This window comes from Cohnella silvisoli, assembly GCF_021190915.1.
Taxonomy (GTDB): Bacteria; Bacillota; Bacilli; order Paenibacillales; family Paenibacillaceae; genus Cohnella; species Cohnella silvisoli.
This window is the reverse complement of sequence record NZ_JAIOAP010000014.1, coordinates 122128-138833: the sequence shown is the minus strand read 5'-3', so window position 1 is coordinate 138833 and position 16706 is coordinate 122128. Positions and strand designations below refer to the sequence as shown.

19 protein-coding genes are annotated in these 16706 nt (G+C 45.8%); 11 read left to right on the top strand and 8 right to left on the bottom strand.

Annotated features, from left to right (window positions below; translation table 11 throughout):
• Positions 1 to 3 precede the first annotated feature (3 nt).
• The 4 genes from K7P76_RS23615 (at position 4) to K7P76_RS23600 (ending at position 3993) form a co-directional block, all read left to right on the top strand.
• A complete protein-coding gene (locus tag K7P76_RS23615; RefSeq protein WP_232187792.1) occupies positions 4 to 2334 on the top strand; it encodes an alpha-L-rhamnosidase-related protein in 2331 nt (776 codons plus the stop codon).
• Between the two features lie 292 nt (positions 2335 to 2626).
• The gene (locus tag K7P76_RS23610; protein ID WP_232187790.1) at positions 2627 to 2956 is read left to right on the top strand and encodes an ArsR/SmtB family transcription factor; all 330 of its coding nucleotides are present in this window, start codon (positions 2627 to 2629) and stop codon (positions 2954 to 2956) included.
• The gene (locus tag K7P76_RS23605) at positions 2953 to 3372 is read left to right on the top strand and encodes an SRPBCC family protein (protein WP_232187789.1); all 420 of its coding nucleotides are present in this window, start codon (positions 2953 to 2955) and stop codon (positions 3370 to 3372) included. The genes K7P76_RS23610 and K7P76_RS23605 overlap by 4 nt, the downstream gene beginning before the upstream one ends.
• Positions 3373 to 3528: 156 nt before the next feature.
• Positions 3529 to 3993: a DUF8821 family protein gene (locus K7P76_RS23600; RefSeq protein WP_232187787.1), complete on the top strand. Its 465-nt coding sequence runs from the start codon at positions 3529 to 3531 to the stop codon at positions 3991 to 3993.
• Positions 3994 to 4083: 90 nt separating this feature from the next.
• On the opposite strand, the gene K7P76_RS23595 is transcribed toward K7P76_RS23600, so the two are convergent.
• The 6 genes from K7P76_RS23595 to K7P76_RS33750 all read right to left on the bottom strand — a co-directional run bounded on the left by K7P76_RS23595 (position 4084) and on the right by K7P76_RS33750 (position 8400).
• Positions 4084 to 4704, bottom strand: a complete 621-nt coding sequence (locus tag K7P76_RS23595; RefSeq protein WP_232187786.1) for a class I SAM-dependent methyltransferase — start codon at positions 4702 to 4704, stop codon at positions 4084 to 4086.
• Positions 4701 to 5381, bottom strand: coding sequence for a DUF4386 domain-containing protein (locus K7P76_RS23590; RefSeq protein WP_232187785.1), 681 nt, complete (start codon positions 5379 to 5381; stop codon positions 4701 to 4703). Before K7P76_RS23590 ends, K7P76_RS23595 begins: the two co-directional genes overlap by 4 nt.
• Positions 5365 to 5583 carry a helix-turn-helix transcriptional regulator gene (locus K7P76_RS23585; RefSeq protein ID WP_232187784.1) on the bottom strand — a complete coding sequence of 73 codons (219 nt, stop codon included), beginning with the start codon at positions 5581 to 5583 and terminating at the stop codon, positions 5365 to 5367. The genes K7P76_RS23590 and K7P76_RS23585 overlap by 17 nt, the downstream gene beginning before the upstream one ends.
• Before the next feature lies 1 nt (position 5584).
• Positions 5585 to 6031 carry a hypothetical protein gene (locus K7P76_RS23580; protein WP_232187783.1) on the bottom strand — a complete coding sequence of 149 codons (447 nt, stop codon included), beginning with the start codon at positions 6029 to 6031 and terminating at the stop codon, positions 5585 to 5587.
• Between the two features lie 698 nt (positions 6032 to 6729).
• Complete coding sequence (locus K7P76_RS23575; RefSeq protein ID WP_232187782.1) at positions 6730 to 7452, bottom strand: hypothetical protein; 723 nt, start codon at positions 7450 to 7452, stop codon at positions 6730 to 6732.
• Positions 7453 to 8145: 693 nt separating this feature from the next.
• Positions 8146 to 8400, bottom strand: coding sequence for a cupin domain-containing protein (locus K7P76_RS33750; RefSeq protein WP_373692471.1), 255 nt, complete (start codon positions 8398 to 8400; stop codon positions 8146 to 8148).
• A gap of 73 nt (positions 8401 to 8473) precedes the next feature.
• Between K7P76_RS33750 and K7P76_RS23570 the strand changes: the two genes are divergently transcribed.
• The gene (locus tag K7P76_RS23570) at positions 8474 to 8683 is read left to right on the top strand and encodes an Lrp/AsnC ligand binding domain-containing protein (protein ID WP_232187781.1); all 210 of its coding nucleotides are present in this window, start codon (positions 8474 to 8476) and stop codon (positions 8681 to 8683) included.
• Between the two features lie 219 nt (positions 8684 to 8902).
• Here K7P76_RS23570 and K7P76_RS23565 read toward each other — a convergent pair whose 3' ends face one another.
• A complete protein-coding gene (locus K7P76_RS23565; RefSeq protein WP_232187780.1) occupies positions 8903 to 9247 on the bottom strand; it encodes a helix-turn-helix domain-containing protein in 345 nt (114 codons plus the stop codon).
• A 307-nt stretch (positions 9248 to 9554) separates the two neighbouring features.
• Here K7P76_RS23565 and K7P76_RS23560 point away from each other — a divergent pair, with 307 nt between their 5' ends.
• From K7P76_RS23560 to K7P76_RS23545, 4 genes are all read left to right on the top strand, one after another.
• Positions 9555 to 9992, top strand: coding sequence for a JAB domain-containing protein (locus K7P76_RS23560; RefSeq protein ID WP_232187779.1), 438 nt, complete (start codon positions 9555 to 9557; stop codon positions 9990 to 9992).
• Positions 9993 to 10262: 270 nt separating this feature from the next.
• Complete coding sequence (gene helD, locus K7P76_RS23555) at positions 10263 to 12686, top strand: RNA polymerase recycling motor HelD (protein ID WP_232187900.1); 2424 nt, start codon at positions 10263 to 10265, stop codon at positions 12684 to 12686.
• 64 nt (positions 12687 to 12750) lie between these two features.
• On the top strand, positions 12751 to 13614 hold the full coding sequence (locus K7P76_RS23550; protein ID WP_232187899.1) for a MerR family transcriptional regulator: 864 nt from the start codon (positions 12751 to 12753) through the stop codon (positions 13612 to 13614).
• Between the two features lie 54 nt (positions 13615 to 13668).
• Positions 13669 to 14433: an SDR family oxidoreductase gene (locus K7P76_RS23545; RefSeq protein WP_232187778.1), complete on the top strand. Its 765-nt coding sequence runs from the start codon at positions 13669 to 13671 to the stop codon at positions 14431 to 14433.
• Between the two features lie 73 nt (positions 14434 to 14506).
• On the opposite strand, the gene K7P76_RS23540 is transcribed toward K7P76_RS23545, so the two are convergent.
• A complete protein-coding gene (locus K7P76_RS23540; protein ID WP_232187777.1) occupies positions 14507 to 15556 on the bottom strand; it encodes a zinc-binding alcohol dehydrogenase family protein in 1050 nt (349 codons plus the stop codon).
• A gap of 125 nt (positions 15557 to 15681) precedes the next feature.
• Between K7P76_RS23540 and K7P76_RS23535 the strand changes: the two genes are divergently transcribed.
• Both K7P76_RS23535 and K7P76_RS23530 read left to right on the top strand, forming a co-directional pair.
• Complete coding sequence (locus tag K7P76_RS23535) at positions 15682 to 16059, top strand: winged helix-turn-helix transcriptional regulator (protein ID WP_232187776.1); 378 nt, start codon at positions 15682 to 15684, stop codon at positions 16057 to 16059.
• Positions 16060 to 16121: 62 nt separating this feature from the next.
• Positions 16122 to 16706, top strand: coding sequence for a Crp/Fnr family transcriptional regulator (locus tag K7P76_RS23530; RefSeq protein ID WP_232187775.1), 585 nt, complete (start codon positions 16122 to 16124; stop codon positions 16704 to 16706).

Here is a 16706-nt window from a genome sequence, read left to right as displayed (position 1 = left end):
CGGGTGGAAGACCGCAAGCGCTGGAAAGCAAGCTGGATATGGGCGGAAAAGGATCGGAACGTGCAGGGTAATGAAATGGTCTATTTCCGCAAGACATTCATCATTCAAGAAACGGGGGCTTCGCTCTCGGTATCCATAAGCGCCGATAGCCGGTATCGTTTATACGTGAACGGGCACTCTGCGGTAGTCGGGCCATGCCGCGGCGATCTTAAAACACAATACTACGAGACGGTCGATGTGAGCCGTTATCTGCGGCCGGGGTTGAATGTCCTTGCAGTAAAGGTCGTCCATTATGTACATGACGGGGCGAGGCCGGAAGGGGTATTCTTCTCTCATACGGGCGGACTCATCGTCGACGGAAGCGTTGTTTTGGCGGACGGAACATGTGCCGGGAGCATCGGCACGGACGAAGCCTGGCTATGTCTGAGGGACGAGAGCACCGTCTTTCTTCCAGAGACGATCACATGCGTGGGCGGACCCGAGAAGGTCGACGGCAGTCTTGTTCCTGAAGGGTGGGAGCGCCCGGAGGGGAGCGCAAGCGGAAACTGGCGTCCGGCTATCGTCGTGAAAGAGACGGAAAGTCCTGCCGACGGTTTTCTCGCGCCATGGCAGTTGGCGCCTCGTCCAATCCCTTTCCTCTATGAGCGCGAGAGAAGTTTCGTGCGAATCATGCGGCAGGAGGGCGAGGCGCGCGTGGCGAACGTCTTCTCCGGCCGAAACTGGCTGCGCGTGGAAGACGGAAAGTCCGCTGCGGTCGAACTCGATGCGGGGGAGCTGACGACCGGTTATTTACGGTTCGTGTTGGAAGGAGGCGCGGGAGGCCAAATTCGGTTTCTCTGCTCCGAAAGTTACGAGACACCGGATGGCCAGAAGGGCGTCCGGGACGACACCAGCGGCAAACAATTGCGGGGGTATACCGAATCCTATTCGGTTGCGGGGGGCAGGGAAGAAACGTATGAAACGTTCCTGTTCCGTACGTTCCGTTTTGTCCGTATAGAGATCGAGGCTTCCCTTGGCGAACCGCTTGTCATCCATCATGCAAACTACCGTGAAACCGGATATCCGCTTGACGTGAGGGCGTCTTTCGCCTGCTCCGACGCCTCGCTGAACCCCTTGTGGGACATTAGCGTTCGTACGCTGCAGCGATGCATGCATGACAATTATTTCGATTGTCCGTATTACGAACAGCTACAATACAGCATGGATACCAGGCTTCAGATTCTGTTTACTTACGCGATCAGCGGAGACGATCGGCTCGCGCGTAAAGCGATCTATGATTTTCATAGCTCGTTGATGCCGAGTGGCATGCTTCAATGCCGGTATCCGTCCGTGATCCAGCAAGTCATCCCCGGTTTTGCCCTGTACTGGGTCATGATGGTTTACGATCATCTGCTGTATTGCGGCGACAAGGCTTTCACGGCCAGATTCCGACCGACGGTCGACGCGGTGCTGGACTGGTTTGAGCGGGAGACCGGCGATGCGGGCCTTGTCGGACCGGCGCCTCTTCGCTACTGGTCTTATGTGGACTGGGTACGGGAGTGGGAGGAGACGCGCGGCGTGCCGGATACGAAAGGACCGGTTGCTGTATATAGTCTCTTGTATGCCGACGCTTTGAACAAGGCTGCCGTCATGAATGAGCAGACCGGGCGTCCGGATACGGCAGTCGAGTACCGTAAACGTGCGGCCCGTACGTTGGAAGCGGTGAAGCGGACTTGCTGGTCCGAAGAGAAAAAGCTTTTTCGGGACGGCCCTTCATTGGAACAGTATAGCCAACATACGCAAATTTGGGCCATTCTGGCCGGAGCAGCCGACGAAAGCGTCGCCGGTCGGCTGGCGGAGGCGCTGGTTGCCGATAAGTCGCTCGCGCAAGTTTCATATTCCATGGCCTTCTTCTTATTCCGAGCCTTGTCTGAGACCGGTCGATACGATTCTTCGTTTCCGCTGTGGGAACTGTGGCGTGAACAGGTGGCGCTGCATCTGACGACGTGGTTGGAGGACCCGATCTCTCAGCGCAGCGATTGCCATGCTTGGGGCTCGGTTCCGCTATATGATTTTACTAGCGAGATATTGGGGGTCAAGCCGGCGGCAGTCGGTTATGAGGCCATACGGATCGAGCCCAAGCCGGGACCGCTTGCATGGGCGAAAGGACGCGTCGTCGCAGGCGACCGCATCGTGGAGGTCTCCTGGGAGAAGGATGGCGATCTCTTCCGTTTGAGCGTAAGCGGGCTGGAGGACGCGCCTGCCGAAATTCGGCTGCCCGACGGTTCCGAATATGCCAGCAAGGGTAGGAACCGGTTCGACGTCGTTTCCGGCCGGGGACAAGCTGGCGCTTGACGAAGGCAATGCAAAGGACTTTCAAAATAAAACGGCGGTTCAGGGCGTTTTTGATGCCCCGGATCGCCGTTTTGCAATAAGAATTTTTTTCGCATGTTCCACGAGCAACCTTCCCCTTTATATGGAAATAAAACTAGAGGTACCTTTGCAGAAGGGTGCCTTTTAAATTTCGCTATTTTCATGCGGAGTTTAAAAACGCTGTTGACACGACACCGAAAGGTGTCTTATAATAAAACCGACACCACACGGTGTCTAATCGGATATAACAGGGCATTACTTAGGGGATGGTGTTGTGAGCGTAAACAACCATTTGCGGGACGTGTTTGACGCCATTGCAGATCCAACTAGGCGCCGACTGATTCGTCTGTTAGCAGAGGCAGAGGAGATACCGCTTCATGAGTTAACGGCACAGTTTCAGATGGGTCGTACAGCGGTATCCAAGCATTTGACCATCCTTAAAGAGGCCGGACTGGTACTTGACCGCAAAGTCGGCAGAGAAACGCGATTTAGGCTAAACGCCTCTCCACTCAGAGAAATTCAAGATTGGTTGGCTTTCTACAGCAAGTTCTGGAGTACGAATATGTTGCGCTTGAACCAACTATTAGAGGAGGAAGAAGAATGAGTTTAGTATTATCCTTGGATTTTCAGTACACGGCATCGATCGAGAAACTTTGGTCCGCCTTAACCGATTCAAGCAAGCTGGCCAAGTGGGTGGCCAACATCCATACCGGTGAGGCGATGGCAAATGATTTTAAGCCTGTCGTAGGACACCGTTTTCAGTTCCGTACGCAGCCGAACGAATGGTGGGATGGCATTATCGAGGGTGAAGTGCTTATCGTGGACGCACCAAACCGGGTGTCCTATACTTGGGCCAGCGGAGGGGAGAAGCACACGGTCACCTGGACGCTGCAGGATTTAGGGGACGGCAAAGTTAACCTTCATCTCGAACAAACCGGATTCGCCAATGCTCAAGGTCTAGAAGGCGCTAGGTATGGCTGGGGTAAATGGTGCGGCAACCTCGAACAGGTCGTTGCCTAGTCCCGATAATCGGTTACTGGGATCGGGAAGTCGCCGCGCTGGCAGGCGTTTGGATCGGCATCACCATGCTGGTGGCATTCCTTTCGCATTTCAGAGTCAAGCATCCCGTCGGGCAAGCTTAAGTTCGGGAATAAAAAGAGACAAGGAGAAATGAAAATGACGTATATCGTTGATTTTAATAATGTGTCTACGGTTGGTTTAGAGTCTTCACCCGTAGCAGAGGCGCTTGCTGGTTTACGTGCGAATGAAGCCCGTTACTTTATGAACAAATACAAGCATGAATTTACGGTTGTACCAGCTAGCGAAAGTCAGGAAAGCCTTGACTACGTGAACCGAATTTTGAAAGAAGAACGTAATATTGAGTTTGCGGCCAAGCCTTTAGAAACATCGCGTTTTCAAGTGGAAAATATCCGATTCACCTACGTCTTTTATGAGGATGGTCTTGGGATTAATGTCATGTATACGGTTGATGATGCAGGGAAACGGGCCGTTGGCTTTAAGCTTTCCGAGGGGATGGAGGTACCAAAGGAGTTAGAAGGGAAGTTTAAGTTTGCTAGGCAGAAGTCGAAACTTGCTGGAACAATTCGGGGCTCGTTTTTTGTGATTAAAGGACAATATTAAGGTAAGGTATATAAGCCTCTATTCCGAGCGGCGGAATAGAGGCTTTTTCTGGTACGCCCAGCATGTCCGTCATCTATACGGTGTAACATATCAAGTCTTCCTAGCAACAATGAAATATTCCTGAGAACTTTTTTTCAAGCAATCCGATTCGACAATTGAAAAATTCCCTTCCTCAATTGAATCGACTAAATTGCGTATTTTAAATGATCTTATATTCGGCACTAAACCAACTCTACCTGCAAAGAATAACAAGTTTCTTAGAAATATCTTTTCTCCCACGCATGGTGTTGCAGAAATCAATAATCCTCCTGGTTTCAACAGTTCATTCATTCTTTGTAGAACGATTTGTTCATCTTCCAACAAATGCAGAACATGAAAGACCAGGATGACATCAAATGAGCCTTTCTTATACCTTTCATCAAAAATGGTCGAATGAGCATAGTTTATATTTGCAATGTTTCGCTCTTTTGCCTTTTTTTCCGCAATTCCTATCATATTAGAAGATATATCAATCGCATGAATCCCTGTCACATATTCTGCAATTTCATTTGCTATCAATCCAGTCCCACAGCCGTAATCCAACACAATGTCGCTTATTTTGAGATGAGTTTTCGTTCTTTTTATTATATTGGCGTAAGTCTGTTCATCCTTCATCTCTGCTTGATCATATTTACTTGCTGTTTTGTCCCAAAAACGTTCTGATTTATTCATTTCAGTGACACCTCCGCCCGGTTGAATCCTTTAAGGATTAGCCATATAGCCAAAACCAATTGTTGAAAGGCTATTGGCATGTCCAACATCATATAGGTTGCATCCAGACCGATGAAGCGAATCATAAATAGTAAGCTTGCCAATATGGACAATGTAGTCCCAATAAGACCCGAAATGGATAACCAACGTGGAACTAATTTGGTTTGGTAAAATATGCAGTTAAACAAGAACATAGCCAAAACAAATGCCAGGGTCGTGGCCACATGGTTCGCCAAATCGCGTCCTTCCCGTAACAATCCACCCAGGGTCTGAAAATAAGAACCATTCAGAGCTCCAACTTTTGCAAAATCTTGGCTTAATGTCAGTAGCAACAATAGAATGATTACACCAATAATAATGAACACACCCGCAATGATGCCGAAAGCAACAGATCCAAGAGCTAAACCTTTATTATGCTTACTTAAAATCGGATACATCAAAATAGGAATACCCACATATGCAACAACCATTAACAACTGGAAAAACGCTCCTATTAGTACTTGATTTTCATTTGTAGAAGCCTTGACAAGGTAGTCTGCTCCATCTATAACAGGAACAACACTAAATATACCTGTAACCAACCCGGCTATTAATAACACCCCAGTAATTACTGCAGACCTTCTATGGCTTATCATCATATTGAAATACCTCTTCGATGGACTTACCGAAAACACGCGCGATGCGAAAAGCCAACTCCAATGAAGGTGAATAATTCCCCTTCTCGACAGCAACAATCGTTTGTCTGGTGACCCCAGCCTTATCTGCTAATTGCTGCTGGGTCATCTCGTTATGATGAAAGCGAAGATTCCGTATATGATTGCTGATCGCATCCTTTCCCATGTTAAACTCCTTTTCTATAAAAATATAATTGAGCGATACGTCCCAGTAGATCGGATAAAAAACCGAAGAGGATCAACACAAGAAACGTTAAGTAAGTTGGAAGATCCGTAACGAGCGGAACCATGGATAATATAAACCCGAGGAAAAACACATAAAGCGAAATCCGGTCTGCCTTCAACTCGATGATCTTATCAAACTCATCTTCAAAAGAAGGCTCATCTTCATTCGTGGCGATTTTATTGAAGATGACAAACCCGATATGAATGATAACCTTAGCTACAATCGACACCGGGAGCAGCACCAGAATGAAGGAACCCCAAAAACTGAAGTCGCTGGCCGAAGTGATGCTGCCTTCCTCGGCATTTTTTATCGCGTATAAAGTGTAGAGGGTGAAGATGAGTATACTGCTGATGATGGAAACAAAAATTTTTTTTTCTTGATAGGACATATTGACCTCCTAATTAAAGTGTAATTCACAAAATGTAAACTAAACTATACACAATGTAATTAAAACTAGATTTTTTGTCAAGTTTGTTTTACACAAGTGCAGATTATCCTACACCATCGCTTTCTAACAAGGAATAAAAATTATCGCGGTCATCGAATTTGCCAAGCGTCTTATCTCCCCATCGACCTGAAAAAAATTTTACGTGAAACCGGATGAATTGGAAAAAGCGATATCGCTCTTCATACTCGGAAATTCATTCCTATTTCGAAAGCATAAGAGGGGATCCCCCGCTATGTCACTCATTTGCACATTATCTCTTGACGAGATGAGATTTGGGGATTGTGATAACGTGCCGGTCAACTCAACAAGGTAAATCAATAAAAAGGCCGACTTTTCGAAGTGCCTCGGCACCGAATCGTCAGCCTGTCGTGCAGATCATGAAAATAAAAATCCATAAGAACATCAAAGAAGGAGCATGCCGCGGGCAGCTCCTTTCGCATTTTTCGCCGATAGACCCGTGTAACTTGTTAGGAGGCTAAAACGGGCCTTATTGATGATACGGACGACGGAAAGAGATGATGAACGGTATCATAAAGTTGTGGTAAAGAAGAAGTTCGAATTGAATAGTTTCAGTGGTGTTTAATTAACAGTAACCACTCATGTGGAATGTATAATAGTCGCCCTGCATACCAGTGCATTCAGCTATTAAACAAATTCATCATAAATAATGTTATAGGCGCAAATGCTGCTTGCATATTTGCTACTACTATCACCATCATTAACAAAGAAAGAACAGCCGTGGCAATTCCAAAAACAAAGTAGGCTTTTTCTTTAAATCTCCATTTTGAATCATTTGATTTAGCCCTTTTTATTAATGCGTTCCAAATATACACACTAAGTCCCACAAATAGTATCAACAATATTCCACAAACAATAGCTTTTGTAGTATGAAACTCAATGCGTTTATTTATCTTTTCCTGAAGAATAGACGGGATATTTTCATTACCTGATTGTATCCATTCATTAAACGCATAGCGTAATTCGTCCTTATATGTTGCTCCATTGGATATTTTAAACGAAACATTAAGCAATGAAAACCCATGCAACGGATTCAATGCATTTGTCAGATTTGCCACAACAATCAAAATCATCAATAAAGCGACGCTACTACTCAAAAGCCCGAAAGAAAAGTATGCTTTTCTTTCAAATCCCCATTTTAACTTGCTTATCTTAGGCGATCTTTTAAATTTAGTCCAAAAAATTATACTAAGCAATGCGAATATGAGTACCAAGCATCCACCAACAATAACGAGTACAGCATGATACTTAGTATAATCACTAATGAGTGCATTCACGGCGGGGTTAGATTGTGAACCTGATTCAATTATCTCACTTAACGTACGTTGTAACTCGTCATTCATTTTAACTGCCTCCGAAATTTGATTTGTGCTTTGTATTCTGTTGTGCCGATAACCATTTGCATGAATAAAAGTCCCACGAATATAACCGCAGGTGGAGCTTAATGAACGTGTCCGGTGTGACGTATGGGTGAAGATGGAGGACAGGCCCGGTGCCCACATCAGGAGCAGCATAAAGATCGGGGATTTCATCGCCAGCACATAGCCAAGTATGGAGAGAGGAATGAGCATTGCGAAGAAAACGAGAAGACCCCGCCTAGCAAAACGAATTCGCTCCTTCTCCCCGTCTGCCCCTATGGTAGGGGGGTGCTAAAGTTTGTTTTCAAGATCGTAGCCCCTTTTTTCAAAGTATGTATATCCATTTTGAAGTATAGCAATTGCTCCACCCTGATCAGAATCAGCTCAAGTCTAGTCTTTTCCCAGACCTAAGCCCTGTAAGGATTGACATATTGTTGAACATTCAGCAAACGGCAGCCGATCGATTTGACCGGCTGCCGGAGAGAAATTGTTTGTTAAGTTGGTGATTTGCGTAAATCCGTGCTGCCGCAAGCCAGATAAACTTGCCGGGATGCGATTTCGTTTAGCATACCGGATTTGCCCTTCCTGGATTGAGCCAGCACTAAAACCATTTTCGGTCAACGTGAGTGGGAACAAGGAGTCAGGTCCGTGAGTGCTCACATCATTCAAGTTTACTCTCTAAACTAACGACAATATTCCTTGGACTTCGAGCAACAAAAATTCAACTGGTTCAGTATAATCAAAATTATATTTAATGTGTGGTAAAAACGCAGGGACGTATATTAAATCTCCAGGCCCTAACTGAACATACTCTTTGAATCTCTCTCCATAGTAAATCCTTGTGTGACCACTCAAAATATAAACACCTGTTTCAGTCTCACCGTGATGATGCGTTCCAGATACTTTGCCGGGGGCTCCAGTAACACGTCCCATCCAAAGATGTGGCGCTCAACATCTGTTCTCATTAGCTAATTTTCGATTTGGTTAGTAGCGGTGTCAAGCTCCGATGCACGTACTCACTTTTATTCTATTAAAAACAGAACATTGCCATGAGTTAGTTGATTTTTGCGAAGGGGCCTGGGAAGTAACCGATTTATTTCGCATTAGTGGAGAATATAATTATCTCATCAAGATCCAAACAGCATCCATTAAGGAACTTTCCGAATTTCAAGATTCCCTTATAAAGCTCGGACCTTCAAGTCTCATATCAGTTTGAAAAATATATTGGAAAACAGGGTTTTGCTCTAAATACGAGAAAACACAATATAACATTCCACAAGTTATACAGTCATAATGCTGGTGCCTATCCATAAAGAAACCGCCGGATCGTGTAGACCGACGGTTTTGCTGTGTTGCGTGATAACAAACGATGGGCGATAAAGTAATCTTCTGACTACCTAATAAATTCCCCCGAAGCTACAGACAGTCATGGAGGTTATTTAAAAGCACGGGTGACTTCTTGAGTTACGCGGCGCAGTATAGCTAATTGTTCTTCCGTCAGTCCCTCCGTTATTGCGATAAATCCGTCAATGGCTTCTCTCCGCGCAATTCCCTCTTTATATTTATCTTGGTCTAGGTAGACCACTTCGTGTAAGGAGACGTTTAGCGCAGAAAGGACTTTTTCCAAAGTATCCATGGAAAAATTACGTTCTCCTCTCTCCAACGCCCCTATGTATCTATAGTCTAATCCAGAAGTATCTGCTAAGTTTTGCTGTGTCAGTCCTTTAGCAAGGCGGACTGCTCGGATACGATTGCCGACATAATTACGTAAATCTGCCATCTAACCACCTCAATACAAGCTTAGGCGAGTTAGAAAATTATATGCAGGGTATCATAAATAGTTTTTATTCTAAATAACTACTTAAAAGTAGTATAATAGTTTAGGATGTTGGCTATTACAGTGTGTGTAATTCTCAGTCTCTAATTATGAGTATACGAGGAGGTTAAAAGTAATCGAATATTCAATGTCGTTGACACCTAGGCTTTCGACCTCCGAGTTTAGAAAAAATGAGTCCTCGCCAACCCGCTTCAAGAGCATAGCCATAGTAAGTCTTCGTATTGTGCGTGAGGCGTCGTTGTTTTCTAGAATGAAAATCGATACTCCCGAGAAGGCCAACGATATATTTCGCCAATTTCTCGATTCTGAAAGCGATCGGGAAGGTTGCGCGCTGCTTTGTCTGGATAGCCACAAGTATCCTACGCACCTTCAAGTGATTTCCATTGGGATACTGAACGCGACGTTGATTCATCCTAGAGAGGTGTTTAAGACGGCAATTTTGGCCAATGCAGAATCAATAATTTGTGCACATTGGCATCCGAGCGGCGATCCTGAGCCGAGTATTGAAGATGTTAAAATTACGCATCGATTAGTAAGAACGGGCGAAATTGTTGGTATAGAGTTGATGGATCATTTGATTTTAGGCTCGGATAATGGTTTTATCAGTCTCAAGGAGAGCGGGCTAATGGACATGATGGAGTTCGTGGGATTAAATAGTTTGGCTGTCCAGGACCACGATATGCTGTAACTTCGAAAGACGATAAAAACTTAAAGCCAAGCCCAATGATTCGGAAACAAAAAGAAGAACCAGTGTATATCTGCCGGTTCTTCTTTTTATATAAAATGATTTGCATGCAAAGAAACATCGTGATAAGATTAAAGGGCCATTGCCAAAAAAATTTCTTAAGACAGAGAAATAACATTTTATCTACACTATTATCATACCACGAGGATTTGCGGTTTGTCAAACGTAATTTTGCTTCTCTATATAAGGCCGAAAAGGAGCGTGTTCGTGAAGATGATTAACGCGAAGGATTGGCAGCAAGAACAGGACCGGCTAGATCTGGTTACGGAAGGACTGCGATCGACAATCGCCGAACTGGAACCGGAGGTGGCCGGGCTGCGCGATCAGGTGGCGGACATTCGCAAGCGATTTTGGGAGGAAGTTACGGTCAACACGAGCACTGACGAAGATTTCGAAGAGACCTTCTACAGTATAAAGCAGCAAGAAGCGGTGTTGTCCGAACGTGAGCGCAGTCATCAACTACGGATGCAGCGATGGAAAAGCATGAAGCGACTGCTGCCGTCTCCCTACTTCGGGCGCATTGATTTTCAAGAGGATGGCCTGAGCGTCAGCGAGCAAATTTACATCGGCGTATCGTCTTTCGTCGATGCAGACGGGATGAGCTTTCTGGTGTATGACTGGCGAACACCAATTGCAAGTATGTATTACGACTATTCCCCGGGGGAGTCGACCTATGAAACGCCGGGCGGACAAATCACGGGCACGATGATGCTGAAGCGGCAATACCAGATCCGCGACGGTCAGCTCCAGAATGTGTTCGACACGAGCTTAACGATCGGCGACGAATTGCTTCAGCAGGTGCTTGGCAAGGGCGCGGATGCGCAAATGAAGAGTATCGTGGCGACCATCCAAAAGGAGCAAAACGCCATCATCCGCAACGACAAGAGCCGTATGCTCATTGTGCAGGGGGCGGCCGGCAGCGGAAAGACGTCCGCGGCTCTGCAACGGGTAGCATACTTGTTGTATAAACACCGCGATAGGCTCAAGGCGGACCAGATCGTTCTTTTCTCGCCTAATCCGATGTTTAACAGTTATGTATCCACGGTTCTTCCCGAGCTCGGCGAGGAGAACATGCAGCAGACGACCTTTCAGGAATATCTGGAGTATTGGCTTGGATCCACGTTGCGTTTAGAGGACCCGTTCGAGCAGATCGAATATGTACTAACGTCAACATTTTCTCAAGCGTATGAGTCACGGCTGAGCGGGATTCAATATAAGGCGTCCGAAGCTTTCCTGCAAGCTCTCCAAAGCTATGCGTTGTGGCTGGGGAAGGAAGGCATGCTATTCCGCAGTATCCGTTTCCGGGACCGCGAGTTAATTACCGCGGAGCAAATGAAATCCCAATTTTACAGCTACGACAGTTCCATCCGCCTGGCTAATCGCGTCGTTCTGCTGCGGGAATGGCTGCTGCGAGAGCTGACTTCGCTGGAGCGTAAGGAGCAGGAGGCGCTCTGGGTTCAAGATGAACTCGACTACCTCGACAACGAGCAATATGCCGAAGCCTACAGCGAGCTGCTCAAGAAATACCAGCGAGAAGAGGCCGTTTTCGATTTTACCAAACAGTATGTGGAAGTCTATGGGGAGTTTCGCGGGAAGGAGCAGGGGGAAGAAAACGTCTTCGACTTTTCCGTGCAGGAAGAAGAGCTGCTGAGCCGCATGATCGTGAAGGAACACTTCAAGCCGCTGAGGCGCGAGGTGAAGCGGTTAATGTTCATAGATGTGATCGGGCTGTACGATCAGTTGTTCAGTGAAGATGCCGCTTATCGGAAAATGACGAACGAGACCGAATTGCCCGAACGGTGGCCGGAAATCTGCAAGCAAACGAAGGAGAAGCTGAGTCGAATCGAACTGTTTTATGAGGATGCTGCCCCGTTCCTGTGTTTAAAAGAACTCGTCGAGGGCGCTCGGACGAACACGGAGGTGCGGCATCTATTTGTCGACGAAGGCCAGGATTATTCGCCATTCCAATTCGCGTTTCTCAAACAGCTGTTTCCTCGCGCACGCATGACGGTACTCGGCGATTTCGGCCAAGCGATCTTCCCTCAAGCAACGAATCTGCACGAGGCGGATTCGCCGTTGATCCGGCTTTACGGCGAAGGTGAAACGAGCCTGATCCGCCTTGTCCGAAGTTATCGTTCAACTCGCGAGATTGTGGAGTTTACGAAGTCGCTGCTGCCAAGCGAAGAGATCGTGCCTTTCCAGAGGAGCGGCAGGAAGCCGTACCTCTCGAAGGCTGGCAGCGGTGAAAAGCGGGCGGCGCGAATAAAAGAAGACCTTGCGGCGCTCAAGGCTGAAGGCTTCGACTCCATCGCCGTCATTACGAAGACTGCAGCCGAAAGCCGTGAGGCCTATGAAGTATTGACGGCACAGGGTTGCGAGTCTCTGCGGCTCATTACGAAGGAGACGCTCACCTTTGAGAAGGGAACGTTGGTTATTCCCGCCTATCTCGCTAAGGGAGTTGAATTCGACGCCGTGCTGATTTACGATGCTTCTTCGCAAACGTATCATCGGGAAAGCGAGCGTAAGCTCTTCTATACAGCATGCACGCGCGCGATGCATCGGCTTCTGCTTTACACGACAGGGGAATGGACGCTCTTCATTCAGGCAATGGATACGTCTTTGTATGAGGTAGTGTAACAAGGGTTTGATGCACGGCTGTTAGAGCCGGCGTTAACTTCATTAAAGCGAGGGGTGACGAGTCATTCTAAAAATCAGCTCTTTTTCTAAATTAAGTCATGTTTCAGTCAAAACATTACGATACTACGATCATCTGGGGCTGTTAATGCCGACTATAGTAGACCAAAGCAACGGATATCGATATTATTCCGCTGAACAGCTTTTGACTGTTAAACGTATTCAAGCGTTTAAAGAACAAGGTTTCACTCTGGAACAAATCAAGACCTTTCTGCAAGAACATGCAGCATCAGCCAATGTGAAAAAGACTTTGACCGCCAAACAAACGGAACTGCAGCTTACGATACAGGAGGCGCAACGTCAGTTAAATGAAGTTTCCGAAAGGCTTACCCGCTTTGAATATTCGGATGAGCCCGATGCGGCACTCCCCGTAACCATGCGGAAAGTAGCGCCTGAGCTTGTTGCATCCATTCGCAGTGTCGCTCCACGCTCAAATTTGTGTCTGCTGCTGGACGAGATCACTCAGTACACTCGCTCATATGGCGAGGATGAAAGTCGCTCATTGATCATAATCTGGCATGACTGGGAGAGTGAAGATCTAGCTGACATGGAGGTTGCCATTCCTATCAAGAAAAGCATACCAGAGAACGACAGAGTAAGAATGACTATGTTACCTGAGCTTAAGCTTGCTGCTTCCGTTGTACACTATCGCGATCCTTATAACAATGATTTTTCAGTTTCTGATGAGATCGTAACTTGGATAACGTCTAATGGGTACCGAGTGTCAGACAAAGAGCCGATAAGGGAAATATATTTAACCGCGGACAAGGATATTTATGGAAATAAACGCAAGTCGGAAATACTCATTCCAATCGACACTGCCCAAAAAAGATCCATTCCATTTCCTTTTTTATTTTTGATTTTAACTTGACTCTCCCCCTAAGGGGAGGGTGTAGGCTTTAACTACACGAAAGGAGTTAAGACAATGAGACGATTAGAAGGAAAAGTTGCATTGGTCACCGGCGGTAGCAGAGGCATTGGGAAAGGTATTGCGTTGCGATTAGCAGAAGAAGGAGCTATCGTCGTCGTTCATTATGGCAGCAATAAAGAATTGGCTGAGCATGTGGTACGTACAATTGAAAATAACGGGGGCCGGGCAATAGCTATTGGTGCAGCCCTCGATTCCGTCGCAGGAGTTACTCAACTTATTCACACCTTGAAAGAAAAGCTGACCCAATCATTGGGCGATAGCCATTTCGATATTTTAGTCAATAATGCCGGAATCGGAACATCGAACACTTTCGAGGAGACAACAGAAGAAGCTTTCGATGCATTATTTTCCGTTAACGTCAAAGCGCCCTTCTTTCTGGTACAGCAAGCACTGCCGCTTCTTCGAGACGATGGACGTATTATTAATATATCTTCCGGCGTGACACGAATCGCCTACCCCCACATTATGGCATACAATTTAACCAAGGGTGCTATCAATACGTTCACGCTGCATCTTGCCAAATTAGTTGGCTCAAGAGGCATCACTGTCAACGCCGTCCTGCCGGGCATAGTCGATACCGACGTTAATTCCTCTTGGCTGCATACCCCTGAAGGTCACAAACATGCGGTCGAAATGTCGGCACTAGGCAGAGTTGGTCAACCTTCTGATATTGCGGATGTCGTCGCCTTTCTCTCATCGCCGGACAGCCGCTGGGTAACAGCACAATTGCTGGATGCGACAGGAGGTTCTCATCTGTAACTGAATCTTGCAAAAGACCGGGGCAACTTAGGCTGCTTCCGGTCTTTTGCAAGTTGTAAACGATGAAGATTGATTAGAAATTTTCCAATACAATCTTTCCTATCGATCTTCCTGTTTCCACTTTTTCATGTACTAAACGCAGGTTTGCTGCATTAATTGGCTCTAGGCGTTCAGTTAAAGTCGTTTTCAACTTTCCGTTATCGATTAAATCAGCCAGTTTATTCAGCAGATCGTGTTGTTTGATCATATCTTTAGTTTGGAACATGGATCGGGTAAACATGAGCTCCCATACAAACGTGATACTTTTAGCAAAAAGCAGGTCCATATCCAAGCTTCCCGTCCAAGAAGCCTTATTTGCAGGAACGATTGAACAAATCTTACCTTGGGGGGCTATGACCTCTGCCATATTCGCAAAATGTTGTATCGTGTCATTTAAGCAAAATATATAATCGACCGTCTCAAATCCTATTTTCTTGAGTTGCGGTGCAAAATCGTTATTGTGGTTGATTGTAAAATCTGCCCCTTGATTTATGGTCCACTGGATTGACTCTGGGCGTGAGGCAGTACCAATTACAGTTAGACCTGCTAATTTAGCAAGTTGAGTAGCAATCGATCCTACTCCCCCTGCCGCGCCAATAATGAGTAAGCTTTTATTTTTGTTTTCTTCTGCGCTATGACTGATTCCTAAACGATCAAATAAGCCCTCCCAAGCAGTAATCGAGGTAAGCGGTAATGCGGCTGCTTGTGCAAAATCCAAACTTTTCGGCTTGTTTCCCGCGATTCGTTCATCAACCAAGTGAAATTCACTATTACCGCCTGGGCGAGTCACACTGCCCGCATAATAGATCTCGTCCCCAGGTTTAAATAATTGACAATCAGGTCCGACCTGTTCCACGATCCCGGCTACATCCCAACCAAGAATTTTGGGTGATTCTTTTTCATAGTTGTTGTTCTTTCGAACGCCCAAGTCGGCAGGATTGACGGAGATGGCTTTTACCTCCACGAGTAGATCACGACCTGTAGGAATCGGTTTTTCTATAAATAGATCAACAAGGCTCTCCGGATCGGATAAATCGAGATAGCGGTAAGCACCGACTGCTTTCATTTTTTGGTTATTGCTCATATTTTTCTTCCTTTCAAGTTAGTTTATCGTACATTCGAATTATATGTTGTATACTTACTTGAAGGAAGTACGCATAATTTTATTATATAGTATTAAAAATCATACCATTGAAGGGGGACTGGGAAATGGGCGATCGAAGAAACAAATACGGTGCTATTCCAAATATAGAAGGATGTCCTGTGGAGACAACTCTGGATGTCATCGGCGGAAAATGGAAAGGGATCATTCTCTTTCATCTTATTGATGGAACGAAAAGATTTAATGAATTCCGGCGTCTCAATCCGGGTATTACGCAGTTTATGCTTACGCTTCAGTTACGGGAGCTTGAACGGGATGGCATCATTCACAGAGAAGTTTATAAAGAAGTTCCGCCCAAAGTGGAATATTCTCTTACTGATTTTGGAAGGACCTTGGAACCGCTCATCGTATCTATGAAAGCATGGGGGGAAACTTATAAAATCAGACTTAGCGAAATTAGAACGCCACAAGGGGAAGATGCTTGAGTGTTCGGATGGGAGAAGTGCAGGATAAGAAAAATTAATGTACGAGATGAAAGGGGAGAAAAATGAAAAGCATATTGTTCAAGTATATGACTAAATTTACATCTCTTAACGATGAGGAACAACAGGCTATCGCTGAAGATATCCTTATTGAGGAATATACAAAGGGAACAATGCTCCTTAGACAAGGAGATGTCCCTGATAAATGTTATTTCGTATTGAAGGGATGTGTAAGGCAGTATTCGATAGATGAAACGGGAAAAGAGGTCACATCCAATTTCTATACAGAAGAGCAAGCGGTCTCTATTTATAATCGTCATCAACAAAATAAGACATCTGCGTACACCTTAACTTGTCTAGAAGACTGTATATTGGTTGTTGGTGATCTTGATGCCGAAAAGGACATGTTTCACAAACACTCACAATTGGAAACCATGATACGCAAGATGGTAGAAGAAAACCTGGGTGAGGTACAAGATGAATTGACTTCATTTATCGCTTCTGCACCTGAAGAACGCTACAAAGCGCTATTGCGAAAAAGACCTCATCTAGTCAATCGTGTACCTCAACACCAATTGGCGAGTTATCTTGGTATTACTCCAGAGTCATTAAGTAGAATCAAGAAGCGGATCAATACCAGTGATTTTTAG